Genomic DNA, 25,736 nt, shown 5'->3' with positions numbered 1-25,736 from the left:
GGTGCAAGCTTTCTTTGTAGTTTTAGTACATTAATAGGGAAAATTCTTGCATCAAGCCGAGTTCAGGCAACCTTGTCCGTAGTATAGGTACGCGCAGCGGGGACGAAACGGGGCTGGATGTCGCGTGATCAGCCGACGTGGGCAGTTTGCGGGTCGCTCGCGCCGCTGTGGTGGGCGTTCCATGCGTCCAGTCCGCCATGCAGGGGTCGGGCACGGTGGTAGCCCTTGGAAATCAGTAGCTTGGCGACCTGGGCCGCCGTGACATCGTTCGGGCAGCTGCAATAGACGACGATGTGGCGTTCCTTGTCGAGCAGCGCCATGAAGCTGTCGGGCGCGCGGGCGTTGTAGATCAACGCGCCGGGCACGGCTTGTTCGAGCTGCTGGGCGGTGACGCTGCGGGCGTCGACGATGATCGGCTGTTCCCCGCCGCGAATCAGCTGGACCAGCTCGCTCATGCTGATGCGCTCGATCTGCATGCCCTGGCGGAAGCGGCGCCGTTCGATGTACTTGTACAAGACGAACAGGGCAAGCAAGGTCAGCAAGACCATCAGGGCGGTGCCGCCCATGTCTTCGAGCATGGCCAGCACTTTGTCGACGCTGCTGTGGAAGATGGCGCCGATGGCGATCCCGGTGCCGCTCCACAACAGGCTGCCGGTCATGCTGAAGGCCAGGAAGCGCGGCGTGCTCACGCCCAGTGCGCCGGACATGGGCGAGGCAATGATATTGAAGCCCGGAATGAACTTGGCGACCATCAAGGATTTGGGACCGAAGCGCTTGAAGCGGTCTTCGGTCTGGCTGACGCAGTAGTCGGGCGAAAGCGAGATTTTGCACAGCAGCCGCAGGATGCGCTTGCCGTAAAAGCGCCCCGCGTTGAACCAGAACACGTCGCTGATCAGGCAGGCGCCGATGCTCACGGCCAGGCACATCGGCCAGCTGATCTCGCCGCCCGCGGCCAGCGCGCCGGCCACGATCAGGATGGGGAAGGCGGGAATCGGCAGCCCGATTTGCTCGACCAGTACGAGGGCAAACACGATGAGCACACCGTAGAGCTGAAGCATGTCGATAAGATTGGGCATGCCGCTATCTTAGCCGAAAACGCGCCGCACATCGCCCGCAACCGGCATTGCGGCAGCCGCCCTGCGGCATGCACGGCGTCAGGCGCGTGGAATCGCCGCCAGCAAGGCCCTGGTGTACGCATGCTGCGGATGGCGATACAGCTCGTCGGAATCGGCCATTTCCACCACCTCGCCCGCGCGCATCACCATGACCCGGTCGGCCATGTACTTCACCACCGACAGGTCGTGCGAAATGAAGATGTAGCTCATGCGGTATTCGTCCTGCAAGTCTTGCAGCAGATTGAGTACCTGCGCCTGCACCGACACGTCGAGCGCCGACACCGATTCGTCGCACACGAGAATCTCCGGACGCATGGTCAGGCAGCGTGCAATGGCGACGCGCTGGCGCTGCCCGCCCGAAAATTCGTGCGGATAGCGCTGCATCGCCTGCGCCGGCAAACCCACCTTGTCGAGCAGTTGCAGCGCCATGGCCGTGCGCTCGCCGTCATGGGCGCCGATGCGGTGGATGCGCATCGGCTCCAACAGGATCTGCCCCACCGTGAAGCGCGGATTGAGCGAGGCGTAGGGGTTTTGAAACACGATCTGGATGCGCCGCTTGTAGGGCAGAAAATCGCGCGCCGCCATGCCGATCAGGTCCTTGCCGTCGAAGATCGCGCTGCCGCCGCTGGCCCGGTGCAGCCGCAGCAGGGTCAGTCCGAGCGTGCTCTTGCCCGAGCCCGACTCGCCCACCACACCCAAGGTCTTGCCGCGCGCCAGGGTGAACGAGACGTCGCTGAGCGCGCGCATTTCGCGCTGGCCGAACAAGCCCTCACGTGCATAAAAGCTCTTGCTCAGCTTGCGCACGACCAGCACTTCCTCGTCACCCGCGGCGTAGCCACGCACGCGCTGCGCTGCGGCGGCCTGCTCGGGCACTTCCAACTGATGGTCCAGGTAATCGTCCAGCACCGGCAGGCGCAGCGGACGCCGGTCCAGCCGCGGGCGGCAATGCAGCAGCGCGCGCGTGTAGGCGTCCGCCGGCTGCTCGAGCACCTGTTGCGCCAGGCCCTGCTCGCGCACCTCGCCGTGGCGCATCACGATGACGTGGTCGGCAATCTCGCCGACCAGTCCCAGGTCGTGCGTGATGAACAGCACCGACATGGCGCGCCGCTGTTGCAGGCGCGCGATCAGCGCCATGATCTGCTTCTGGATGGTGACGTCGAGCGCGGTGGTCGGCTCGTCGGCGATCAGCAGGGCCGGCTCGCACGCGATCGCCATGGCGATCATCACGCGCTGCTGCTGGCCGCCCGACAGCTGGCCGGGATAGGCGTCGATCTTGCGGGCCGGGTCCGGCATGCCCACCTCATCGAGCAAGGCCAGGGTTCGCGCCCGCGCCTGCCTGGCGCTCAGGCCCATGTGCAGGCGCAGCACTTCACCGATCTGGTAGCCGACCGTGAGCACAGGATTGAGCGAGGACATCGGCTCCTGGAAGATCATCGCGATTTCCTTGCCGCACAGGCGGCGCCGCTCCCTGGCGGGCAGCGCCAGCAGCTCGCGCCCGTCGAACACGATGCTCGAGGCCGGATCGATCAAGGTCGTTTCCGGCGCCAGCAAACCCATCACCGCGAGCGCGCTGACCGACTTGCCGCTGCCGGACTCGCCCACCAGCGCGACGGTCGTGTTGCGCGGCACCGCGAACGACACGCCGTGCACCGCCTCGGCCGTGGTGTGCTTGTCGATGCAGAAGGCAATGCGCAGGTTCTCTACTTGCAGCAGCATGCGGGCCTTCTATGTGAGTGTCGGATCGAGCGCATCGCGCAGCGCATCGGTCAACAGCGAAAACGCCGTCACCAGCAGCGCCATGGCGGTGGCGGCGGCGGTCAGCTGCCACCATTTACCGAGGATCAGTTCGTTCTGCGCTTCGTTCAGCATGCTCCCCCAGGACACCACGCCGACCGGCACCCCGAAGCCGAGGAAACTGAGAATCACTTCGGCCTTGATGAAGCCCACCGCCAGGATCGACAGCTGCACCAGCGCCACATGGCTGACGTTCGGAAAAATATGCGAGAACATCTTGCGCCAGTGCGAAGCGCCGATGGCGTCGGCCGCCATCACGTACTCGCGCCCCTTGTGCTTCATGTACTCGGCGCGGATCAGGCGGTACGGCCCGGTCCAGCCGGTCAGCCCGAGAATAAGCACGATGGTGGTCACGCCCTTGTGCTGCAGCACGGCGGCCACCGCCAGGATCATCAGGATCGGCGGAATCGAGGTGAACACATTGTAGAGCCAGTTGAACAGGTCGTCGACCACGCCGCCGAAGTAGCCGGAGAAGGCGCCGAACAAGGTGCCCAGCGCCACGGCCAGCAGCGCCGCCGCCAGCCCCACCACGATCGAGGTTTCGCCGCCCTTGATGGTTTTGAGCAGGACGTCGTGCCCCCATTTGTCGGCCCCGAACGCCAGGGTGGCCAGGCGCGGCGGCGGCGGAGCGGTGATGGCGGCGCCCTGTTCTTCGATAATCGCGGCGATATCGGCGGCCAGCGGATCGAACACGTTGGCCGGCGGCGCCGTTGGCGCCGTGCCGGCGCCCTGCCGCATCAAATCCCGCATCAACCCGTCGGGGCCGATGAACGATGGCGGCGCATAGGTGGCCGCCACCTCCTCTTCCCAGCCGGCGGCGACGACGCCCATGAGCGAGAGGGTCAGCATGGCCAGGAACAGCGCCACCACGCCCAGCGACAGCATCGCGATCCGGTCGGCGCGCAGGCGCCGCATGGCCAGGGTCCACAGGCCCGCCGGCCTGTGATCCATGCCGCCCGCTGGCGCGCCGGAGCTCATGCGAGCTGCACGCGCGGATCGACCGCCTTGTACAGCAGGTCGGCCAGCAAATTGAAGACCATGGTGGCGGCGGCGACCACCACGGTGATGGCTTTGATCACCGGAAAATCGCTGCGCTCGACCGCGAGAATGACTTCGCGCCCGATGCCGGGAATGCCGAAAAACCGTTCCAGCAAGAACGCGCCGATCAGCAGCGCCGGCAGGTTCGCCATCACGTGCGTGATGATGGGAATGGCGGCGTTGCGCAGCACGTGCACCCACATGATGCGCCGTTCGGACAGCCCCTTGGCGCGCGCCGTGCGCACGTAGTCCTGGTGCACTTCGTCGAGCACGAAACTGCGGTACAGGCGCAGGGTCGGGGCGATCGACACAGCCAGCCCGATCAGCACCGGCAGCGCCGCATAGCGCAGCAGGTTCTCGCCCAGTCCCGTACCCCAGCCCTGCACCGGAAACAGGCCCATTTTGTAGGCCAGGCCGTACTGGAAGGCGATGATGTACACCAACATACTGACTGACATGCCGACCGTGCAGGAAATCATCACCACGCGGTCGGTCAGCGAGCCGCGCACGAAGGCCACGGCCAGGGCCAGCGCGATGCCGGTCACGGTCTCGATCACGGTCAGGGGAATGAGTACCGTCAAGGATGGTCCCAGCCGGCTGGCGATGATGCGCGAGACCGGCTCGCCCGTACTCCAGGCGTTGCCGAAGTCGAAGGTCAGGATCTGCCTGACGAAGATCCATAGCTGCACGTGCATCGGCTGGTCGGTGCCGAGCTGGCGCCGGATATTCTCGATCTCGGCGGCATCGGACATCTTGCCGGCGAGCAGATACGCGGGATCGCCGCCAATCCAGTTAAACAAGATGAACACCAGCAGCACGACACCGGCCATGGTGGGCAGCATCTGCCACAGGCGGCGCAGGAGATAGGCAAGCATGGGCTGTGGCGCGGTCTTTCCTGGTCGTGGTCCGGTTCGGTTGCGCTAATACGCAGGCCATCACGATAGCGCATTTCGGCCGCGCGCGGTCATGACAGGCGAACAATGTTCACCTGCGCCATGCTGTCGCCGCAGCCCTGTCAATACAGGCCGACGGCAGACTACGCCCACAAATTCAAGTACAAAATTGTAGCGTCGGGAAACTGTTGTTTCGCTGCCAAAATGAACAGTGCGTACATTGACAGTCAGACACTCAGGTGTTGATATATGTGCGCTTGGAAAATGTTCTCACCAACTATTTCCCAAGAAAACGGGAGACTGCATGCCTTTTGCGCCGATTTCAGCAAGCCTGTGCTGGAAAAGGTGCAAAAAGCGAAACAGGCATGCAGATACAGACGTCTTTAACATTGATACCCTCTGGAGTTACACATGTTTAGAAAAACCGCAATTGCGCACGCCGTCTCTCTGGCGATCGCTTCGGCAGCATTTTCCGTGGCCGCGCCGGCCATGGCGCAAGACGCAGCTGCAGCAGCACCCATCCAGCGCGTCGAGATCACCGGTTCGAGCATCAAGCGCGCCACCGCCGAAACCGCGTCACCAGTGCAAGTGATTACCGCGCAAGACATGGCCAAGTCCGGCAAGGGCACGGTCGCGGAATACCTCCAGACCCTGACCGCCGATGGCGCCGGTTCCCTGCCGACAGGCTTCGGCAACGGTTTTGCCGCCGGTTCGACCGCGATTTCGCTGCGCGGCCTCGGCGCCACTTCGACCCTGGTGCTGCTCAACGGCCGCCGCATGGCGCCGTTCGCACGCGCCGACGATGGCCAGAAGAGCTTTACCGACCTGTCCACCATTCCGATGGAAGCGGTCGAGCGCATCGAAGTGCTGAAAGACGGCGCCTCCTCGACCTATGGCGCGGACGCGATCGCGGGTGTGGTCAACATCATCCTGCGCAAGGATTTCACGGGCCTGATCGCCAAGGGCACCCTGGGCGAGTCCAAATACAAGGACGGCGAAATGGCCAAGGGTTCGCTGACCTGGGGCAAGGGCACCCTGGATGCCGACGGCTACAACGTGCTGGTCAACGCCGAGTACTACACCAACAACGAACTCAAAAACAAGGACCGCGCCAACCGCGCCTGGATCGGCCACGGCGACCTGCGTCCGTACGGCTATGCGATGGATACCCAGTTCGCTTCCGGCTACCTGGCCGGCAGCAACAACACCGGCGCCAGCCCGACCGGCTCGATCCGCAACCCGGCCAACAATACCTATGTGTCCCTGCCCGGCTGCAGCGCCCTGTCGAAGACCGCCAACAGCGATCCGCAAGGCGGCTGCCTGTGGCACCACGACCAGTTCCGTTCGATGCAGCCGCAGGTCGATGGCTTTAACCTGTACACGCGCGCCACCAAGAAGCTGGGCGAGGACTTGCAAGTCTACGGCGAACTCGGTTATTCGAAACGCGATACCTCGTTCACCCTGGTTCCCGGCGAAATCACCCGCACCTATGCCGGTCCGCCATCGGCCGGCAACCCGACCGGCGTGACCAACTGGGGTTCCGGCGCCGGCACCACCATGATGCTCGCCGCCAACCACCCGCAAAACCCGTACGGCGTGCCGGTGCGCGTGCGCTACTCGGCCTTCGATGTCGGTCCGAGCGAGCGTTCGGTCAACAATGAATTCAACCGGATCGTGGTGGGCATGAAGGGCGCCGCCATGGGCTGGGATTTCGACACCTCCTACGTCCATTCGGAATCGAAACTCGATCTCTTGTACAGCAATATGCTGAACCTGCGCGTGGTCAAGGATGCGCTGGGCAATTCGGCCAGCCAGTACTTCCCGTATTACATCGGCGAGCAGGCCGGCAAGAACCCGGCCTCCTTGTACGCGGCCATGGTGCGCACCGCCACCTCGCATTCGACCACCCAGCTCGACATCGTCGACTTCAAGGCTTCGCGCGAATTGTTCCAGCTGCCGGGCGGCGCCATGGGCCTGGCCGTGGGCGGCGAACACCGCCGCGAAAAACTCGACAACCCATCCCTGTCGGGCACCGAGGACGGCAGCATCAACTCGTCCTACGTGGCCGCCAAGGGCCAGGAAAAGATTTCGGCGGTCTTCCTCGAAGTGGCGGCGCCGGTATTGAAATCGGTGGAATTGTCGGCCGCGCTGCGTTACGACAAGTACACCAACTTCTCGTCGAGCACGCCGAAATTCGGCGCCAAGTGGACCCCGCTCAAAACCTTCGCCCTGCGCGGCACGTATTCGGAAGGCTTCCGCGCGCCGGGCGCCGCCGAAGCGAGCGCCTCGTCGCGTTCGACCGGCACCGCCACCACGCGCGATCCGATCCGCTGTCCTGGCGGCACGCCGGCAGCCGGCGGCGGCAGCGCCACCGATTGCTCGGTCTCGCTGGCCGCAGTCAAGGTGGGCAACCCCAACCTGAAGCCGGAAACCTCGAAAGGCATGACCCTGGGCATGGTTTGGGATCCGCTCAACGATACCAGCCTGTCGGTCGACCTGTGGAAGATCAAGCGCAGCGACGAAATCAATCCGCTGCCGTACAACGAAGCGGCAGCCCTGCCGACCGCCGTGCGTGCCGATAACAACCTGGTGGTGGGCGGGGTGGCCATTCCGAACACCGGCACCCTCCTGATCTCGAACGCACCGTATCGCAATTCGAGCTTCACCGAGATCAAGGGCGTCGACGTGGACATCAAGCAGAAGTTCCGCCTCGGCGACTTCGGCCGTGCCAACCTGGGCCTGACCTGGACCTACATCGATTCGTGGATCCGGGCCGAGTCGGCCGCCGTCAAGTACCAGTACGCCGGCACCCACGGCAACTGCGACACCTCCAACTGCGCCGGCACGCCCAAGCAGAAGATCAGTTTTGTCGCAGGCTGGGACTGGCAAGACCTGAACCTGACGGCCACCACCAACTACCGCTCGAAGATGAAAAACGTGGGATTCGAGGGCGACATCTGCGCGTCGAAGTTTGCCGACGGCAGGCCGGCCCCGAACGCCGAATGCACCCTGGCCTCGTTCACCTCGACCGACCTGTCGGTGCGCTACAACGTGTCGAAGAACTTCCAGCTGTTCGGTTCGATCAACAATGTGTTCGACAAGATCGCACCGCTCGATCCACTCACCTACGGCGGCATGAGCTACAACCCGATGGATGCCAGCGGCGCCATCGGCCGCTACTTCAAGGCCGGCGCGCGCTACCAGTTCTAGCCTGAACCGGTAGGGACCGCATGAGGGGCGACGCGCTGGTGTCGCCCTTTTTCATTGTCCTGCCGCGCCAGTATGTATATGCACGCACTGTCGCGCCGCGCCAGTTGCTGCCTGCAGGAACATGATTGCTGACTGGAAGCTTACTTTGTAAATCAAGCTAAACAATTTACTCATTTCCGTTGTATTTTGATCAAAGCTAATCTTGCACGATTGACACCCGCACTACCTGATGATTCTATAGTCCCCTCTCACTTTTGGATGGAGTTGAACAGCATGATGAAGCCAACCGTATTATCCCTGTCGTTGGGCGCGATCTTCGCCGCCGGCGGCGGACTCGCAGGCGCGGCGTTCGCACAGGACGGCCAGCCAATGCAGCGCGTCGAGATCACCGGATCGTCGATCAAGCGCATGCAAAGCGAAACCGCCACGCCGCTGAGCGTCATCAAAGCCGACGAATTCATCAAGCAGGGATTGACCACGGCCCAGGAAGCGCTGTCGCGCATTCCATCGAACCAGACCACCATGGGCAGCGGCAACGTCGTTGGCGGCAACAGCAGCGGCTTGCCGACCGGCGGCCAGGCCAGCGCCGATTTGCGCGGCCTGGGCGGCGACAAGACCCTGGTGCTGCTCAACGGCCGGCGCCTCGCCAACCACCCGTACGACAGCTCCAGCGTCGACCTGAACATGATTCCCCTGTCCGCCCTGGACCGGGTTGAAGTGCTGCGCGACGGCGCTTCCGCGATCTACGGCACCGACGCCATCGGCGGCGTGATCAACTTCATCACCAAGCGCTCGGTCACCACCACCACCATCACCGGCGAACTGGTGCGCCCGCGCAAGGCAGGCGGCGATGAAGAGCGCATCAACCTGTCCTCCGGCTTCGGCAACCTCGACAAGGACGGCTTCAACGTCTTCGGCGTGGTCGACTGGCACAAGCAGGAATCGATCAATTCGCAGCAGCGCGAATTCTCGAAAACCGGGATCGTCCCGAGCCGCGGCCTGAACCTCACTTCCGGCACCACCTTCCCCGGCAACTACTACGATGCCGGCGCCGACAAGTCCGGCAATCCGGGCTGGGCCACGGGTTGCAACCCGCCCTTCTCGGTGCCGAACGCGGCCGGCATCTGCCGCCAGGATTACACGCGCCAGATCGACAGCATGCCCGACCAGAAACAACTGGCCATCTTCGCGCGCGGCAGCATGAAGCTGGGCGCCGACCATCTGGCCAGCCTGGAATTCTTGCATTCGCAAAATGATGTGACCTCGCGCACGGCGCCGCCGCCGCAGACCGGGCTGATCATGCCGAACACCAGCAAGTTCTATCCGAAGAGCGGGGTGTCGGGCGAGCCGCTGTCGATCAACTGGCGTCCGCTTGAATCGGGCCAGCGCACCATCGATTCGGCAGGCAAGGCCGACCGAATCGTGCTCGGCATGGAAGGCTTGCTGGCGGGCTGGGATTACAAGGGCGGCCTGTCGCACTCGGTATCGAAGTCGAGCGAAGATTTCGTGGGCGGCTACGTAGCCGACGCCGCATTCGCGGCCGGCGTGGCCAATGGCATCCTCAACCCGTTCGCGCTGCAGGATGCGGCCGGCAAGACTTACCTCGACAGCACCGCCCTGCGCGGCCGCGTGCAGAGCGCCGAAGTGAAGAACACCGCCTTCGACTTCAAGGTCAGCCGCGACCTGATGGCGATGGGCGGCGGCCAGATGGCCGTGGCGGTCGGCACTGAAATCCGGCGCGAGACGGCCGACTTCAACGTCAACCGTGCGATCGCTTCGCAGGCATCGAGCTCGGGCCTGTCGGGTTCCCTGTCGAAGACCGGTTCGCGCAATATCCAGGCTTTGTTCAGCGAACTGAACCTGCCATTCACCAAGGAACTGGAAATGCAGCTGGCGGCCCGTTACGACCGCTACAGCGACGTCGGCCACACCACCAACCCGAAAATCGGCCTGCGCTACCAGCCGATGCCGCAATTGCTGGTGCGCGGTTCGGCCAGCACCGGTTTCCGCGCCCCGACCCTGTTCGAGAAAAACGGACCGCCATCGCGCAACGATACCAACGACAGCTACAGCGATCCGATCCTGTGCCCTGGCGGCAAGCCGCAGCCAGGCTCGAATCCGCTGCGCGATTGCGACCTGCAACAGTTCAAGCTGCAGGGCGGCAATATGAACCTGAAGCCGGAAAAATCGAAGTCCTTCTCCTTCGGCGCCGTGGTCGAGCCGATCCCGAGCGTGACCTTCGCGGCCGACTACTGGAACATCCATCTCAAGGACAAGATCGCGGCCCTGCCGGAGCAAACGATCTACGGCAACTACGCACGTTACAAGGCGCTGTTCCTGCGCAATCCCGACGGTTCACCGAACGCGATCGAAGACTTCCTCAACAACCTGGGCGAAGTCAAGACCGATGGCGTCGACGTCAGCCTGACCCTGCGCCTGCCGAACACCAGCGTTGGCAAGTTCAACGTGACGGTCGATGGCACCTATGTGCACAAGTACGATTACCAGAACGAGCGCAATGGCGAATTCATCCACAACGTGGGCCGCTACGCCGACATGGCGCCGGTGTTCCGCTGGCAGCATACCGCCGCGCTGAACTGGTCGAGCGGCCCGTGGGGCGCGACCCTGTCGCAATCGTTCAAGTCGGCGTACCAGGACCAGAATCAGGTCGATCCCGAGTTCAAGCACAAGGTCGAGGCGTACAGCCTGCTGAACCTGTCGGGCAGCTACAGCGGCATCAAGGGCCTGACCCTGACCGCCGGCCTGAAGAACCTGCTGGACGAACAGCCGCCATTCTCGAACCAGGGCACCCTGTTCCAGAAGGGCTACGATCCACGCTTCAGCGACCCGATCGGGCGCGCCGTGTACCTGCGCGCCAGCTACGCTTTCTGAGCGGATTGAGCTGACAAAAAACCGCCGCAGTCCGGCGGTTTTTTTTCGTCCGTACGGCATGGATTACTCGTGCGTGATGGGAGTGCGGCGGGGCGCGGCCTCAGGGCGTCTGCCAGCCGTCGTGGTTTGCTCGTCACGGCAGCCTTCCTTCCACAGAGGGACGGTGAGATCGGCACCCGGCGCCAGCGCCGCGAGAAGATCAGGGCCGGCCATCGCGAGCGCGCACCGTCCGCCCATAGAAAAAACCCCGCCGGACAGAACGTCCGGCGGGGTTTTTTACGTCATACAAGTTTCTTACAAGGGTAAGCGATGGCTGTCTGTCAACCGCCGCGCACCCCGGCAATTACAGGAACTTGTAGTTCAGACGTGCGTAGAACGTGCGACCCAGTGGGTTGGTGAAGGTTGGATCGTAACCCACCTGGAAGTTGGAGGCATTGCGCGACGATGGTGGATCTTCGTCCGCGATGTTCTTGATACCAAACGTCATGCTCACGTTTTTCATCGGTTTCCAGCCAAGAGTAGCATCGAAGGTCGAATAGGCACCGACCTTGCGCAGCTCTGGATAGTCAGGCGCGATCGACGCTGGGTCGGTATAGTCCCAGTAGCCTTTGGTGTAGTTATGCGTTACCGAAGCGCTCCACTGGCCAAGGCCGTAGTTCAGGGTCAGCATGTGACGATAGCGCGGGGTCGGGCCGAAGTCCTTGTAGTTGCCCAGGTCGCTAACTTCCGGCGAGCCTTGGTACTGGTAGCCGTGCTTGCTGTAGTAGGTCGAATCGTAGTTCGCGCCAACCGTGCCCATGTCGCCCATCTTCTGGCGATAGTTCAGGTTGAAATCGACACCAGCGGCATAGAACTTGCCGGTGTTCACGCGTGGCAGGGCCACGTAGGCGAGCGGGAAGTCCTTGTTGGTATTGGCGGCATAAGGCAGCTTAATGCCGCCGACCGGCACTGGCGGAGGCGGCAGATTGTGCGCTTCTGCTTCGGCTTTCGCTTTTAAGTACTTATCTTCGATTTCCGGATCATACCGGTAGAACTGATTGACGTTGGCAACCGGATCGCCAAACACCGTGTTTTCCGACATCGCGTTGATTGACTTATCGATTTTCACATTCCAGTAATCGATCGAGCCGCTGATGGTCGACGTTGGCTGGAATACCAGGCCCAAGGTGTATTGCTTCGATTTCTCAGGCTTGAGGTCCGGATTGCCGCTGTTCTGCGTGGTCAGCTGAACATTGCACTCATCCTGCCGGTCGCCAACGATATTTTTACTGTCGACTTCCTTACCGTTCGGGCAACGCACCGGATCGCTGAAGTTCGACGAGGTGTTGTTCAGCGCCTTCGGATTGAGGTTGTCCACCAGGGTTGGGGCGCGGAAGCCGCGCGCCACCGAACCACGCGCCATGATCACGTTGCTCGGACGGTAGGTGAAGCTCAGTTTCGGGCTCAGGTTGTCGAATTGGGTACCGAAACCGTTCTTGTACTTGTCGTAGCGCGCGGCGCCGCTCAGTTCCAGACCCTTAACGACCGGAACAACCACTTCCGAGAACAGGCCATACACTTGACGATCACCGGACACGCCAGGAACTTCGCCCGCGCCGCCAACCTCGTCACCATTCTTGAGGACATCCGACGACACCTGGGTCAGCTTTTCCTTGCGATACGAGGTGCCGACCGAAAAGCCCACCGCGCCGGCCGGCAGGGTGAACAATTCCTTGGACATCTTGAAATCGAACTCTTTCGAGGTCGAGGTGCCACCGTTTTCAAAGCCGCTCAGTTGCGAACCCAGCAAAGCCGCCAGGCTGGCCGCATCTTGCGTACCGAATACATTGATTTCACCCTTTTTGACCAGAGGTTCCAGCTTAGCGTAGCTGAACTTGCCTGGACCGAACTGGATCTCGACTTCGTTCTTGCCGTAGGTCAGTGCGGTCTCGTAATCCCAGCCCGCCATCGTGCCCTTGGCACCCACCACGATCCGGGTGTTCTCGGTCTTGGTCAGGTCGTTGCGGCCGCCACCGGCGACAGTTCGCCAAGTACCCTCCAGCTCACTTGTCGGCGTCACGTCCATGTCGGCCGCAAGCACGCTCTCTGCCGTCGTAACAGTGCCGTTCGGCATTTTGTAGCCCGCCGGCAGCTTGAGGCCCTTCGGCAGCTTGATCGTCTTCGGATAGAAGCGGCCATTGATCGGATACTTCATTTGATTGGTGTAAGGCGCCGGCGAGGCGGACGCGATCATCTTGTCCTTGGTGTAAGCCGCTTCGGCGAACAGTTCCATGCCTTCGTTGACCTTGAACACGGCACGGGTAACGATGTTGTCGTGCTTCGCTTCAGGCACCAGGTCGATGTACTTGACATAGTCGGTGCCGCAGCCTTTTTCGCTGATGACCACCAGACTGAATTCATCGTTCTTGCAACCGTTGTAGCGGTAAGGATTCACGCCGACATAGCTGTTGCCGAGCGAATCGGTGAACTTCAGGTTGGGCACGCCGTTACGCGGCGAGGACTTGTTGATGCCCAGGTCGGGACGCACGGAGGTGGTCGAGAAGCTGCGGTCGGACGCGCGCAGTTTATCGTTTTCTTCGTGGTTGGCGCTGAACAGCACGTTGAAGCGGTCGGTCGAGATGTCGCCGAAGCCGCCGGTCAGGTTAAAGCTGGTGGTATTGCCGCCGCCTTGGTCGACGTGGGTCTTGTAGGCCGATACTTCCATCCCTTTGTAGTCTTTTTTGAGGATGAAGTTGATCACACCAGCGACCGCATCGGCGCCGTACACGGCGGAAGCGCCGTCGCGCAGTACTTCGATGCGTTCGATGGCCGACAGCGGAATCGAATTCAAGTCGACCGGGTTGTTGCCGACTGCGTAGTTGGCCACGCGGCGGCCATTCAGCAGCACCAGGGTGTAACGGGCGCCCAGGGCGCGCAGGTTGGCGGTCGACGGTACGCCGGAGGCCCCGACGTTGTTCGACGCCACGTTGCCGCCGAAGTTACCGGGAATCAGGTTGACCAGGTCTTGGGCCGAGGTGGCGCCGGTGCGCTCGATGTCTTCGCGGCGCAGGATGGTGATCGGCATTGCGGTTTCAGCGGCGACGCGTTTGATCGAGGAGCCGGTGATTTCGACGCGCTGCATCGAATTGTCCTGGGAAGCGGTCTGTGCCACGGCAGGCAGTGCTGCTAGGCCAAGGCCGACGGCGATACCGCCCGAAAAAACCAGGCGCAGTGAACGCGATAAAACGGTTTCCGTCATCATGTGTGAATCCCTTGATTTATAAAATATTAGTATTAACACCATCTTTTGGAGGGTGCATCAATTTAAGTAGCGAACCTTGCGGTGGCCGGGCTTCGGATTGCGGAGTCCTTCCGGTGCAAGGTACAACCAGCCGAGTTCCTGATAGCGCTGTCTCCGTCGGCTGAACTTCTTCACTTCGCTTAAAGCGACTTGTCGATTGGCGTTCGACATCTATGCCTTTTTGCCAATCAAGCCCAAGATAGAAACATATGGGAATATTTGATGTCAATGGTAAATACGGAATATGTATATAAACAACAGGCTTGGTGCCGTGCATACGTTCGCGCGGCATTTTTTTGCGTGCAAGCGGGGAAATTGTGATTGAATAAAGGTAATTGATTGCCGTCGTATGCAATGCGCAGCCGCGCCCGTTCGTCGCGGAAGGCGATTCGGCCCGATTCAAGCGCGCCTTGTCCGGCATGGCGCCGTTCGATACGCGCGCGCACGGCGGCGCGTCGCATAGCGCGTCGCATAGCGCGCCGCATCGCCCGCCGCATCAACAGCGGGGTGCCGACGCAGCCCCGCCCGTCATGTCAGCGAGGCGTCATGGGTCCTGGCGCAGGCGGCGCTGGCGCACGGCCGCGGCCAGGCCTTCGAGCACCGCCACGCTGCTGTCCCAATCGATGCAGCCATCGGTGATCGACTGGCCATACACCAGTTCCTTGCCCGGCACCAGATCCTGGCGCCCCGCCACCAGATGCGACTCCACCATCACGCCGACGATGCGCTCGTCGCCCCCGGCCACCTGGGCCGCGATATCGGCGCACACCGGCACCTGGTTTTCCGGCTTCTTGGAACTGTTGGCATGCGAAGCGTCGATCATCAGGCGCGCCGCCAGGCCCTGGGCCGCGATCTGCTGGCAAGCCAGTTCCACGCTGGCGGCGTCATAGTTGGGGGTCTTGCCGCCGCGCAGGATGATGTGGCAATCCTCGTTGCCGTTGGTCGAGACGATCGCCGAATGCCCGCCCTTGGTCACCGACAGGAAATGGTGCGGCTGCGAGGCCGCCTTGATCGCTTCGACCGCGATCTTGATGTTGCCGTCGGTCCCATTCTTGAAGCCCACCGGACAGGACAGCCCGGACGCCAGTTCGCGGTGCACCTGCGACTCGGTGGTGCGCGCGCCGATCGCGCCCCAGCTGATCAGGTCGGCGATGTACTGCGGGCTGATCACGTCCAGGTACTCGGTACCGGCCGGCAAGCCCAGCTCGTTGATGTCGCGCAGCAGTTCGCGCGCCATGCGCAAGCCATCGTTGATGCGGAAACTGTTGTCCATGTACGGATCGTTGATCAAGCCCTTCCAGCCGACCGTGGTGCGCGGCTTTTCGAAGTACACGCGCATGATGATTTCCAGCTCGCCCTTGAAGCGCTCGCGCTCGCCGACCAGGCGGCGCGCGTATTCCATGGCCGCCTTGGTGTCGTGGATCGAGCACGGGCCGATCACCACCATCAGGCGGTCGTCCTGGCCGTGCAGGATGCGGTGCAGGGCCACGCGCGAGGCGCTGGCGGTCTGCTCGGCGCGCTCGCCGCAGGCGAACTCGCGGATCAGGTGGGAGGGCGGCGTCAATTCCTTCATTTCGCGGATGCGTAGATCGTCGGTGCGTGGCATGGTGTTCTCCGTGGCTGGGTGATTCAAATGGTCGGGCTAAAAAAAAACCGCCATGGCTGGCGGTTTTCTGGATGTTGCTGGATCTCGTCGTTGCTACGTGAACCTGCCGCTACTCCACCGCCTTTGGGTTGGAATTGCTAAAGTAAAAGTAGCAGGTAAAGAAAACGACGTTGTGCATGGCAAGAATCCAAAAGTAGTGCAACGACTATAACAACAATTCCTGCAAATTGGCAAGCTGTTTTATCGGCGCCCGTCACGACCCCACCCGACAAGCGGTTGCGCCTTCCCCACAATGGGCGCGCCGATGCCTGTCACGTTTGATCCAGATCAGTCGCATCAACGCACCGGGTGCAAAACTCGGTCACCAAGCCCCCTTGTCGGGCCTTGCGCTGCATCAAACATCGCTTCATTTTTCCGCCCGGATACCTGAGCTGGATCAGTTTCCCGATGTGGCGTACTCGGCAGGGACATTCCATCGCCTTCCGGTCCGCCGGCGGGCGCGCTATCCGAGTTAACTGGATCAACTGGAGCATGACATGATTGAAAAAATTCTATCCGCCGCCGTTCGCCGTTTGTGTGCCGGCGGCGCCCTCCTCGGCGCCGGTGTGCTGGCCCTGCCAGCCCAAGCCCAGGCCCAGGCCCAGGCGTCCGCCGCCTCCCAGCCGATGCAAAAAGTCGAAATCGTCGGCACCTCGATCAGGCAACGCCTGGAGGCGCAAACCGCACTGCCGATCACCTCGCTGCGGGCCGAGGACTTCGCCAAGCAGGGCCTCTCGACCGTACAGGAAGTGCTGGCCACCATTCCCATGAACCAGACCTCCATCGGCTCATCCCAGTCGGTCGGCGCCGGCACTGGCGGGCGCGCCACCGCCAATCTGCGCGGCCTGGGCGGTGACAAGACCCTGGTGCTGCTCAATGGCCGGCGCCTGGCCAACCACCCGTTCTTCGCCGATACGGTCGACCTGAACATCATTCCCGTGGCCGCGCTCGAGCGGGTCGAGGTGCTGCGCGACGGCGCCTCCGCCATCTACGGCAGCGACGCCATCGGCGGCGTGATCAACTTCGTCACCAAGCGTTCCTACCGCGGCATGGAAGTGAGCGTGGAAGCGTACGAACCGACCGGCTCCGGCGGCGGCGACGAGCAGCGCATCAATGTCATCGGCGGCTGGGGCGACCTGGCCACCGACGGTTACAATCTGCTCGGCATCGTCGACCTGCACCGCCAGTCGCCGCTGATGGCCGCCGACCGCGACTTCGCGCGCACCGGCGTGCGTCCCGAACGCGGCCTGTACCAGACCAGCGGCACTACCTTCCCCGCAAATTTTTTTTCCGAAGAAGGCATCTCGGGCAATCCCAGCTTTGCCAGCGGATGCCGTCCGCCCTACTCGATCCCCAACCTGAGCGGCGCGCCGAACTGCCGCTTCGACTCGACCCAGTTCATCGACTTGATTCCGCTGACCAAGCAGGAAACCTTCCTCGGCCGCTTCAGCAAAAAACTCGGGGCCGATCACACCGCCACCCTGGAATACCTGCACAGCCGCAGCACCAACGAAGCGCGCGTGGCGCCGCCGCCGCTGGCCGGCATCGGCCTGACCATGAGCAATACCAGCCCCTTCTATCCGGGCCGCGGCATCACCCCGGCCGTGGCCGGCCTTGCCGGCGAGCCGCTCGACGTCAGCTGGCGGCCGCTGGTGACCGGCAAGCGCGAAGGCCTCGACGTGAGCCTGTCGGACCGCCTGCTGGCCAGCATCGAGGGCACGCTCGGCGGCTGGGATTACAGCGCCGGTTTGTCGTATGCGGTGGGCCGGGCCCGCAGCGCCTTTACCAATGGCTACGTGATCGATGAGCGCATCATCGAGGGCGTGGGCAATGGCTTGCTCAACCCGTTCGGCGAGCAGACACCAGCCGGCAACGATTTTCTGAGCCAGTCACTGCTCAAGGGCGAATATCTGCGCGCCAGGATCAAGAGCGCCGCGATCGATGTCAAGGCCAGCCGCGAGCTGACCACCCTGCCCGCCGGCCCGCTCGGTTTCGCGATCGGCGGCGAATTCCGGCGCGACGAAGCCGGCTACCGGGTCAACCGGGCGCTGGCCAGCCAGGCGTCCAGTTCCGGCTACGCCGACGCCCAGGACCAGAGCGGCAGCCGGAATATCGGCGCCGTGTTCACCGAGCTCAACATCCCGGTCATCAAGGACCTCGAAGTCAATCTGGCCGCGCGCTACGACGATTACACCGACTTCGGCCACAGCTTCAACCCCAAGGTGGCGCTGCGCTGGCAGCCCAGCAAACAGGTACTGCTGCGCGGCTCCTTCAACAAGGGCTTCCGCGCCCCCACCTTGTACGATTTGCACGGGCCGCAGACGACCACCAACACCGGCAACCCCTGGAACGATCCGGTGCTGTGTCCGGGCGGTACGCCCGTTCCCGGGGCCAATCCCAATCTCGCCTGCGACCAGCAGCAAAAGCAGCGCCAGGGCGGCAACCCGGACGTCAAGCCGGAACGCTCGCGCACCTACAGCGCCGGGATCGTGCTCGAACCGACGCCCGAGCTGACCTTGTCGCTCGATTACTGGGATATCCGGCTCAAGGACCAGATCAGCGCACTGGCGGAGGAATCGGTCTTCGGCAACTACCAGAAATACCAGAACCTGTATTTCTACAATGCCGCCCGCACCCGGCTCGACTACGTGCTGACGCTCACCCAGAACCTGGGCGAGGTCAAGACCCGCGGCGTCGACCTGGGCTTGCTGTGGCGTCTACCGCGCGGCAATTTGGGCAACTTTACCCTGGCGGTCGATGGCACTTACGTGGACCGCTACGACTACCAGAACGAACGCAACGGGCCGTTCACCGTCAACGCGGGGCGCTTTGCCGATGCCAGTCCGGTATTTCGCTGGCGTCACAATGCCAGCCTAGGGTGGGCCAGTGGGCCGTTCACCATGACCCTGTCCAACCGCTACCTGTCCGGTTACGACGATCAGCCAGATGAAAACGGGGTCGTGCCCGGCCGCGTCGGACATTACTCGACCTGGAGCCTGGCGGGCACGTATGCGGCGAACCAGAAAGTCAGCGTGACCGCCGGCGTCAAGAACCTGCTCAACGACGACCCGCCCTTCACGGTCCAGAGTACCGCCTTCCAGCAAGGCTACGATCCGCGCTACACGGACCCGCTCGGACGGACGTTTTACCTGAGGGCCACGTACAAATTCTGAGTGCGCCCAGGAGGCCGGCCGGCAAAACGCAAAGGGCGCACCAGCGGTGCGCCCCCAAGGTGAAACGGTGCCGGCGACGACGGTTGAAGCGGCCGGCTTGGGACGATTCAGGCCGTGCCGCCCACCGTCACGTCTTCGATGCGCAGGGTCGGCTGGCCCACGCCCACCGGCACGCTCTGGCCTTCCTTGCCGCACACGCCCACGCCGGAATCGAGGCGCATGTCGTTGCCGATCATTGATACGCGGTTGAGCACGTCAGGACCGTTGCCGATCAGGGTGGCGCCCTTGACCGGATAGGTGACCTTGCCGTTTTCGATCATGTAGGCTTCGCTGGCCGAAAACACGAACTTGCCGTTGGTGATATCGACCTGGCCGCCGCCGAAATTGACCGCGTACAAGCCGTTCTTGACCGAGGCCAGGATTTCTTCCGGGTCCTTGTCGCCGCCGAGCATGTAGGTATTGGTCATGCGCGGCATCGGCAGGTGGGCGAACGATTCGCGCCGCGCATTGCCCGTCACCGGCATCTTCATCAGGCGCGCATTCATCGTGTCCTGGATGTAGCCCTTGAGGATGCCATCTTCGATCAGGGTGGTGCACTGGGTCGGATTGCCTTCGTCATCCATGTTGAGCGAACCGCGGCGGTCGGCCAGGGTGCCGTCGTCGACCACGGTCACGCCCTTGGCGGCCACGCGCTCGCCGATGCGGCCCGAAAACGCCGACGAACCCTTGCGGTTGAAGTCGCCTTCGAGCCCGTGGCCGATCGCTTCGTGCAGCAGCACGCCGGGCCAGCCCGGTCCGAGCACGATGGTCATCGGTCCGGCCGGGGCCGGACGCGCATCGAGGTTGACCACGGCCGCCTTGACCGCTTCGTCCGCGTAGCGCTCCAGCACCACATCGTCGAAATAGCCGTAGTTGTAGCGTCCGCCGCCGCCGGACGAGCCCATTTCGCGGCGCCCGTTCTGCTCGACGATGACCGTCACCGACACCCGCACCAGCGGGCGGATATCGGCCGCCAGCACGCCATCGCTGCGCACCACCAGCACCACATCGTATTCGCCGGCCAGGCCCGCCATCACTTGCACCACCCGCGGGTCCTTGGCGCGCGCCATTTTTTCCACCCGTTCGAGCAGCTTGACCTTGGCCGTCGCGTCGAGCGAGGCGAGCGGATCGTTGGGCAGGTAGAGCGAGCGTCCGCCCACCGGGGTCATCGAGGACGCCACCTTGATCTTGCCGGCGCCGGCGCGCGCAATGGTGCGCGTGGCCGCGGCCGCGTCCAGCAGGGCCCGTTCCGAAATTTCATCGGAGTAGGAAAAAGCGGTCTTGTCGCCGGACACGGCGCGCACGCCGACACCCTGGTCGATCGAGAAACTGCCGGTCTTGACGATGCCTTCTTCCAGGCTCCAGCCTTCGCTTTTGGTGAACTGGAAATACAGGTCGGCGTAATCGACCTTGTGCGTAAACATCGTGCCCAGGGTGGAGAGCAGCTTGCCTTCATCGAGGCCAAACGGCGTGAGCAGCACATCGCGCGCGACAGCCAGGGAGGAGAGATTCGGTTCGAACGGTGTCATTTTGCGGGTCTTTCAGTGTGGATCAGCCATTGTGCCATAGTCGGCCCCTTGCGGTAGCTCACAGTTTGCGGTGCTTGAGCGCAGGCAAGCTTTCGCGCACCCCCGCCAGGAAGGCAGGGTCGAGGGCGCCGCTGACGATGCCTTCGCCCTCGTCCAGCACGGCCTTGACCTCGCCCCAGGGGTCGATCAGCATGCTGTGGCCGAAGGTGCGGCGCCCGTTGCGATGGGTGCCGCCCTGGGCCGAGGCCAGCACATAGCACTGGTTTTCGATGGCGCGCGCGCGCAGCAGCACTTCCCAGTGCGCAAGACCCGTGGTGTGGGTAAACGCGGCGGTGACGACCATCAGCGCGCACTCGCCCATGGCCCGGTACAGCTCGGGAAAGCGCAGGTCGTAGCAGACCGACAAGCCGACCCGCCCGAACGGCGCCTCGAAGGTCGCCACGGCTTCGCCCGGCACGATGGTGCGCGCCTCGTCATAGCTTTCCGCGCCGCGGGTAAATCCGAACAGGTGGATCTTGTCGTAGCGCTGCACCGGGCGGCCCTGGGGGTCGTACACCAGGGTGGTGTTCATCACGCGCCCGGCGTCGGCCGACACCAGCGGCAAGGTGCCGCCGATCAGCCAGATGCCATGCTCGCGCGCCGCCTGCGCCATGCAGTCCTGGATCGGCCCCTGGCCGGGCGCCTCGGCATGGGCTACCTTGTCGCTGTCGCTCATGCCCATGATGGGCCAGTATTCCGGCAAGGTCACCAGGGTGGCGCCGCGCGCCGCCGCCTCGCCCACCAGGCGGCGTGCGCTGGCGATGTTCTCGGACACATCGGGGGTGCTGATCATTTGTACTGCGGCCACGGTCGTCATGTCGTTCTCTCCGGTCGGTGTTGCTGCGCTTTATTTGATCCCGGTCGCTGCGTTGCCTTCTGGCATCAACAGCGGCGGCGGCCCCTTGGGCGTGCCCAGCTTGGTGATCACGGGCGCCTTCCACGGGCCGGTGATCTGCATTTCATAGGTCAGCGCGCGCATCACTGGCGCGCGCAGGAACAGTTGCGCAAGGAAACTGCCGAGCCCGACCACCGGGTTGACCGCCAGCGCGTACACCAGCGGGCCGGTGCCCAGGTTAAATTCCGGAATCACCACCACATGCAGATTGGCCGACTCGTTGGCAATGTCGGCGGTGCCGGCCATGAGCACGGTGGCGGCCACGCCATGCATCTTGAGGTTGTCGGTGCGCAGCACGCCGCGCGTGATGCTGGCATTGGCGCTGATGCCGTCGAAGGCCAGCCCTTCCGAAAACACATCGTGGAAATCGAGCTTGAGCAGGCGCGGCAGCATTTGCAGGCTCAGCACGCCCAGCAGCTTGGCCGCGCCCGGGTCTTGCTTGAGGAATTGGCCGGCCGCCACGTTCATGTCAATCTTGCCCGACAGGCTGGGAATGTCCAGCGAATACGGCAAGCCATTCCAGGCGATATCGCCGGCCAGCTTGCCCTTACCGCGGCGCAAGGTTTCCGGGAAACCGAAGCGGTCGAGCAATTTGCCGGCATCCTCGATGTCCAGGGTGAAATTGAGGCTGGTATTGCTCTGCCCTTCCCCCGTCACCCACTTGCCGGTACTGCGCAGCACGCCGTCCGGATTGGCCAGCAGCAAGCGATTGATTTGCCACTCGCGTCCGTTGGCAAGCTGGGCATTGCTGGCGAGCAATTCCAGCCGCCCGAGTTTCTTGTTGAACAATTCGAAATGCTCGGCCACGATATCGAGCGCGGGAATGGTGGCCGCCGCGCTCTTGCCGCTTTCGAGCAAGTCCTTGACCCCGGCCGCGTCCGATTCGGGGATGATCAGGGAAGCCAGGCGCGCCGTCACCTTGCCCAGGCCCTGGCCGCCCGACCCCTCGGCCCAGGTGATGTGGCCGGCCACCTGGCGCGCATCGATATTCGCCTGCCAGGTATCCTTCACGTGCGAGGCGCCCACCACCACATTGTCGAGCTTGCGCTCGCTGACGATCAGTTCGCCCGCGCGCGCGGCCAGCACATCGGCCACCACGTACTGCGCCAGGTCCATGCCGCCATCGACGGCGGCGCCGGCGGCCGCCGGCTCGGGCACGGCGTGCGCCACCGAGGCGCCGATCGCGATCCACTGGTCGACGTTGAGCGACTTCATGTCGACATTGACCATCATGCCGCTGTCCGGGGCCGGGGCCGGCACATTCACGCCGATGCCGCCGCTCTCGACCCGCCACGGCCCCTTGCCCTGCTTGATGCGCTGGTAGCGCGCGCCCATGTTGGCACCCAGCGCCACCCGGATTTCATCGCGCGCCAGATTCGGGTCGGCGCTGGGCAGGCCGCTCAGGGTGAAGTGCAGCGGCAGGGTGTCGGCGGCCGCCTTGTTCAGGGGCGCCGGCAAGTCCACGCCCATGCCGGCCAGCGAGGAATCGACCGTCACCAGGGCCTGGTGATCCCTGACCACCACCGAGCCGGTATAGTGCGCGCCACCGGAAAGCAGCCCCAGCACGTGCTGCATGGCGGCCGAAGGATAGGTCTTGCGGATGCCGTCGGCCGTGGCCATGCCGCTCAGCTTGATCACGATGGCATTGTCGCGCCCGCTGCCGCCGGTCAGCGCCAGCGGCCCGCCCAGGAAGCTGGCGCCGACCCCGTTCAGGTTGATGCCGCGTTCGTTAAATTCCAGCTTGCCGATGGCCGCCTGCAGCGGCGGCAGCGGGTCGAACAGCACCACGTCGTTGCCCATCAGTTGCAAGCTGCCCTGCACCTTGGACTCGATCAGGTGGTTCAACGGCAGCTGCAGCTTGAGGGCCAGTTTGGCGTTGCCGCTGGCGCGCGTGTGTTCGGTAAAGCGGCCGATCCAGTTCAGCACCGGGCTCGCTTCCACATAGCCGAGGAAATCCTGCATAGTCGCGGCGGCGTTGCCATCGATTTCCAGCACTTTTTCCGGATCGGCCAGGTCGGCGATCACCGCCTTCACGGCGCTCAAGGCCACGCCCCGGGTGCTCCCCGTGTCGCCCTTGATTTCCATGCGTGCGCGCTCGAACAGGAAAGTGCCGTTGATCTGCTCGGCCTGGGGCCAGACCGGCGCCACCCCGTCAGGAGCGAAATGGCCGGGCGCATAGTTCAGGCGCGCATTTTCCAGGCGCCCGCCAACCCGGAATTCGCCCTTGCGCTCGCTTGGCGTATTGCTGCGGAACGGAAAGTGGGCGAGGTCGCCGCGCAGGCGGAAGGTGGCGTCCTGGGCCACGCCATCTTCTAGCGCGCCTGTCAGCCAGGCGCGCAAGTGTTCCGGGGTTTTCAGGGGCAGGTAGCGCCCGATCGTGTTCAGGGAAAATCCGCTGAGCGTGCCGTTGAGGTCGACGATATCGGGCGCTTTGCCCGGCTGCGACCCCAGGGTCATCTGGTGCGTGCCCGACAGCGAGCCGTTCAGCGCGCCCTGGACGAAATTCAGGCTGTCCAGTTCCACCAGCAATTTATTGCCGGCCGAAAAAGTCCAGCTGGCACGCGCCTTGAATGCATCGAAGGGCATGGCCGGATCGGCGAACCAGGCCGGCAATTGCAGCACCAGTTGCTGCGAATCGAGGGAGATCGAACCGCCCTGCTCGCTCGCGTCGATGGTGCCCGACAGGTTCTCGATGCCCGGCAGCGGCGGCAGCGGCGCGCGCGCCGGCGTGGCGGCGCTGCCGGCCACGGCCAGCCGGGCAGGCTGGGCGTGCATGCTCAGCCCATCGAGCTTGCCGCGCACGCGGTAGCTGGCAATGTCCGGGAACCTGCCCTGCCACTGGGCCGAAAAATCGCTCACCCGCCCGCGCAAGCCGGCCTCGGCGAGCAACTGGCGCTGCGCCGGCGTGAGCGGCAATTGGGCGGCCAGCCGCGCCAGGGCTTCCAGGTCGAGTTGGCGTGCGCTCACTTTCACTTGCTCGGGGGTCTTGCCGCGCGCCGGAACGTAGGATTCGGACAGGGTCGTCGGCGCCAGGCTCAGGCCGTCGGCGGTGAGCAGGGAAAAACCGCTGAGCGCCACTTCATGGCCCTGGGCGCCGAAGGCCGGGGCGCCGCGGTTGCTGCCGGCGGCAAAGGTTTCGCGCGCCGACAGACGGCCGCGCACCCGCGCCAGTTCCAGCGCCGGCAAATCGTGCCCCAGGCGCGCCGACACGCCGGCCAGCGCGACGTCGGCGGTAAACCCGGCCAGCTTGGCCCGGTCCAGGCTCAGCCAGGCGCGCACCGATCCCTGGCCGCGGCTGACGGTGAGCGGATAATCGAGGTAGGGAGTCCAGGCGGACAGGTCGGTATCGGGCAGGTCGGCATACAGCTCGCCCTTCCACTGGCGCACGTCGGCCATGCGCGCGGCAAAGCGCGGATGGGCGAAGTCGGCGCGCACGTCGAGCGGCCCGGCCAGGCTGGCCGGGGGGGTGGCGCGCAAGCCGAAGCGGTGGTGCTGCCAGCGGTTCTTGAGCACCACGTCGACCTTGTCCAGCACCAGCACGGGGGCGCCGCGCAACTGGTCGGTCCACTGCACCCGCCCTTCGCGGATCACGATCTGGCGCTGCTTGAAGGCCCAGTCGGCGCCGCTGCCATCGCCCTCGGCATTGCGCTTGACCAGCATGCCGGCCACGAACAGCTGGCCGGCCGGGTCGCGCCGGATATCGAGGTCGGGACGAATGACTTCAAGGGAATAAAAGCGCGGTTCCAGGGTCGCCACGCTCCACCATGACAGGGTGGCCGACACGCTCGGCAGGCTCAGCACCTGGCGCCCGCCCGGGTCGCGCACGATCACGTCGCCCAAAAACAGATTCGGCCGCAAGCCGTGCCAGGAAGCGTAGATGCGGGTAATGCTCACCTGGCTGCCCAGCGCGCGGCTGGCGATGCCCTCGATATTGCCTTTGTAATAGTCAATGTTGGGCAAAATCAGGTAGCGCAGCACCAGGAACACGACGGTGAAGATGAAATACACCAGCAGCGCCAGCTTGACCGTGAAGCCCAGCAGGTGGTGGGTGGCGCGGTTGCACGCCCCATAGGCGGACCGCAGCCGTCGCCAGCGCTCTGCGATGGGCAGGTGCTCGGTGGGGGGCTGTGCTTCCGGTGTATGCATCAATAAGCTGATAAAGGGTCCGCCGTGTAAATGTAGTGCAATAAGGTA

General features: G+C 63.7%; 13 protein-coding genes. 3 read left to right on the top strand and 10 right to left on the bottom strand.

All coding sequences use genetic code 11. The features are described from left to right. Window positions 1-128 precede the first annotated feature (128 nt). The 4 genes from IV454_RS14830 to IV454_RS14815 all read right to left on the bottom strand — a co-directional run bounded on the left by IV454_RS14830 (window position 129) and on the right by IV454_RS14815 (window position 4,822). Entirely contained in the window at window positions 129-1,076 is a 948-nt protein-coding gene (locus IV454_RS14830) for a DedA family protein/thiosulfate sulfurtransferase GlpE (RefSeq protein WP_206092061.1), read from the bottom strand. Window positions 1,077-1,154: 78 nt separating this feature from the next. Next, window positions 1,155-2,831, bottom strand: a complete 1,677-nt coding sequence (locus tag IV454_RS14825) for an ABC transporter ATP-binding protein (RefSeq protein WP_206092060.1) — start codon at window positions 2,829-2,831, stop codon at window positions 1,155-1,157. Window positions 2,832-2,840: 9 nt separating this feature from the next. Next, the gene (locus IV454_RS14820) at window positions 2,841-3,887 is read right to left on the bottom strand and encodes an ABC transporter permease (RefSeq protein ID WP_229522249.1); all 1,047 of its coding nucleotides are present in this window, start codon (window positions 3,885-3,887) and stop codon (window positions 2,841-2,843) included. Next, window positions 3,884-4,822, bottom strand: a complete 939-nt coding sequence (locus IV454_RS14815) for an ABC transporter permease (protein ID WP_206092059.1) — start codon at window positions 4,820-4,822, stop codon at window positions 3,884-3,886. Before IV454_RS14815 ends, IV454_RS14820 begins: the two co-directional genes overlap by 4 nt. Before the next feature lie 429 nt (window positions 4,823-5,251). Between IV454_RS14815 and IV454_RS14810 the strand changes: the two genes are divergently transcribed. Then, complete coding sequence (locus IV454_RS14810; RefSeq protein ID WP_206092058.1) at window positions 5,252-8,050, top strand: TonB-dependent receptor; 2,799 nt, start codon at window positions 5,252-5,254, stop codon at window positions 8,048-8,050. A 273-nt stretch (window positions 8,051-8,323) separates the two neighbouring features. Then, complete coding sequence (locus tag IV454_RS14805; protein WP_206092057.1) at window positions 8,324-10,942, top strand: TonB-dependent receptor; 2,619 nt, start codon at window positions 8,324-8,326, stop codon at window positions 10,940-10,942. A 343-nt stretch (window positions 10,943-11,285) separates the two neighbouring features. On the opposite strand, the gene IV454_RS14800 is transcribed toward IV454_RS14805, so the two are convergent. The 3 genes from IV454_RS14800 to aroG form a co-directional block, all read right to left on the bottom strand. Beyond that, a complete protein-coding gene (locus IV454_RS14800; RefSeq protein WP_206092056.1) occupies window positions 11,286-14,063 on the bottom strand; it encodes a TonB-dependent receptor plug domain-containing protein in 2,778 nt (925 codons plus the stop codon). A 136-nt stretch (window positions 14,064-14,199) separates the two neighbouring features. Beyond that, window positions 14,200-14,643 (bottom strand): hypothetical protein, encoded by a 444-nt coding sequence (locus IV454_RS14795; protein WP_206092055.1) that lies wholly within the window; start codon window positions 14,641-14,643, stop codon window positions 14,200-14,202. 123 nt (window positions 14,644-14,766) lie between these two features. Then, window positions 14,767-15,828, bottom strand: coding sequence for a 3-deoxy-7-phosphoheptulonate synthase AroG (gene aroG / locus IV454_RS14790; RefSeq protein WP_206092054.1), 1,062 nt, complete (start codon window positions 15,826-15,828; stop codon window positions 14,767-14,769). Window positions 15,829-16,364: 536 nt separating this feature from the next. Here aroG and IV454_RS14785 point away from each other — a divergent pair. Beyond that, window positions 16,365-19,040, top strand: a complete 2,676-nt coding sequence (locus IV454_RS14785; RefSeq protein WP_206092053.1) for a TonB-dependent receptor — start codon at window positions 16,365-16,367, stop codon at window positions 19,038-19,040. 107 nt (window positions 19,041-19,147) lie between these two features. Here the strand turns inward: IV454_RS14785 and tldD are convergent, their stop codons facing one another. The 3 genes from tldD to IV454_RS14770 are packed head-to-tail and all read right to left on the bottom strand — an operon-like array spanning window position 19,148 to window position 25,688. Further along, window positions 19,148-20,608, bottom strand: a complete 1,461-nt coding sequence (gene tldD / locus IV454_RS14780) for a metalloprotease TldD (RefSeq protein WP_206092052.1) — start codon at window positions 20,606-20,608, stop codon at window positions 19,148-19,150. A 58-nt stretch (window positions 20,609-20,666) separates the two neighbouring features. Beyond that, window positions 20,667-21,464 (bottom strand): carbon-nitrogen hydrolase family protein, encoded by a 798-nt coding sequence (locus IV454_RS14775; RefSeq protein WP_206092051.1) that lies wholly within the window; start codon window positions 21,462-21,464, stop codon window positions 20,667-20,669. A 30-nt stretch (window positions 21,465-21,494) separates the two neighbouring features. Next, on the bottom strand, window positions 21,495-25,688 hold the full coding sequence (locus IV454_RS14770; protein ID WP_206092050.1) for a YhdP family protein: 4,194 nt from the start codon (window positions 25,686-25,688) through the stop codon (window positions 21,495-21,497). Between the last annotated feature and the right edge of the window lie 48 nt (window positions 25,689-25,736).

The organism is Massilia antarctica, assembly GCF_015689335.1.
GTDB classification, from domain to species: Bacteria; Pseudomonadota; Gammaproteobacteria; order Burkholderiales; family Burkholderiaceae_D; genus Telluria_A; species Telluria_A antarctica.
The sequence above is the reverse complement of the archived record's forward strand: the minus strand, read 5'-3'. Positions and strand labels throughout refer to the sequence as shown.

Bases quoted from the DNA above. Each gene is read 5' to 3' on its own strand.
- IV454_RS14820 (WP_229522249.1), bottom strand. From the start codon at position 3,887: ATGAGCTCCGGCGCGCCAGCGGGCGGCATGGATCACAGGCCGGCGGGC.
- aroG (WP_206092054.1), bottom strand. From the start codon at position 15,828: ATGCCACGCACCGACGATCTACGCATCCGCGAAATGAAGGAATTGACG.
- IV454_RS14775 (WP_206092051.1), bottom strand. From the start codon at position 21,464: ATGACGACCGTGGCCGCAGTACAAATGATCAGCACCCCCGATGTGTCC.
- IV454_RS14810 (WP_206092058.1), top strand. From the start codon at position 5,252: ATGTTTAGAAAAACCGCAATTGCGCACGCCGTCTCTCTGGCGATCGCT.
- IV454_RS14825 (WP_206092060.1), bottom strand. From the start codon at position 2,831: ATGCTGCTGCAAGTAGAGAACCTGCGCATTGCCTTCTGCATCGACAAG.
- IV454_RS14785 (WP_206092053.1), top strand. From the start codon at position 16,365: ATGATTGAAAAAATTCTATCCGCCGCCGTTCGCCGTTTGTGTGCCGGC.
- IV454_RS14795 (WP_206092055.1), bottom strand. From the start codon at position 14,643: ATGCCGGACAAGGCGCGCTTGAATCGGGCCGAATCGCCTTCCGCGACG.
- IV454_RS14805 (WP_206092057.1), top strand. From the start codon at position 8,324: ATGATGAAGCCAACCGTATTATCCCTGTCGTTGGGCGCGATCTTCGCC.
- IV454_RS14830 (WP_206092061.1), bottom strand. From the start codon at position 1,076: ATGCCCAATCTTATCGACATGCTTCAGCTCTACGGTGTGCTCATCGTG.
- IV454_RS14815 (WP_206092059.1), bottom strand. From the start codon at position 4,822: ATGCTTGCCTATCTCCTGCGCCGCCTGTGGCAGATGCTGCCCACCATG.
- tldD (WP_206092052.1), bottom strand. From the start codon at position 20,608: ATGACACCGTTCGAACCGAATCTCTCCTCCCTGGCTGTCGCGCGCGAT.
- IV454_RS14800 (WP_206092056.1), bottom strand. From the start codon at position 14,063: ATGCAGCGCGTCGAAATCACCGGCTCCTCGATCAAACGCGTCGCCGCT.
- IV454_RS14770 (WP_206092050.1), bottom strand. From the start codon at position 25,688: ATGCATACACCGGAAGCACAGCCCCCCACCGAGCACCTGCCCATCGCA.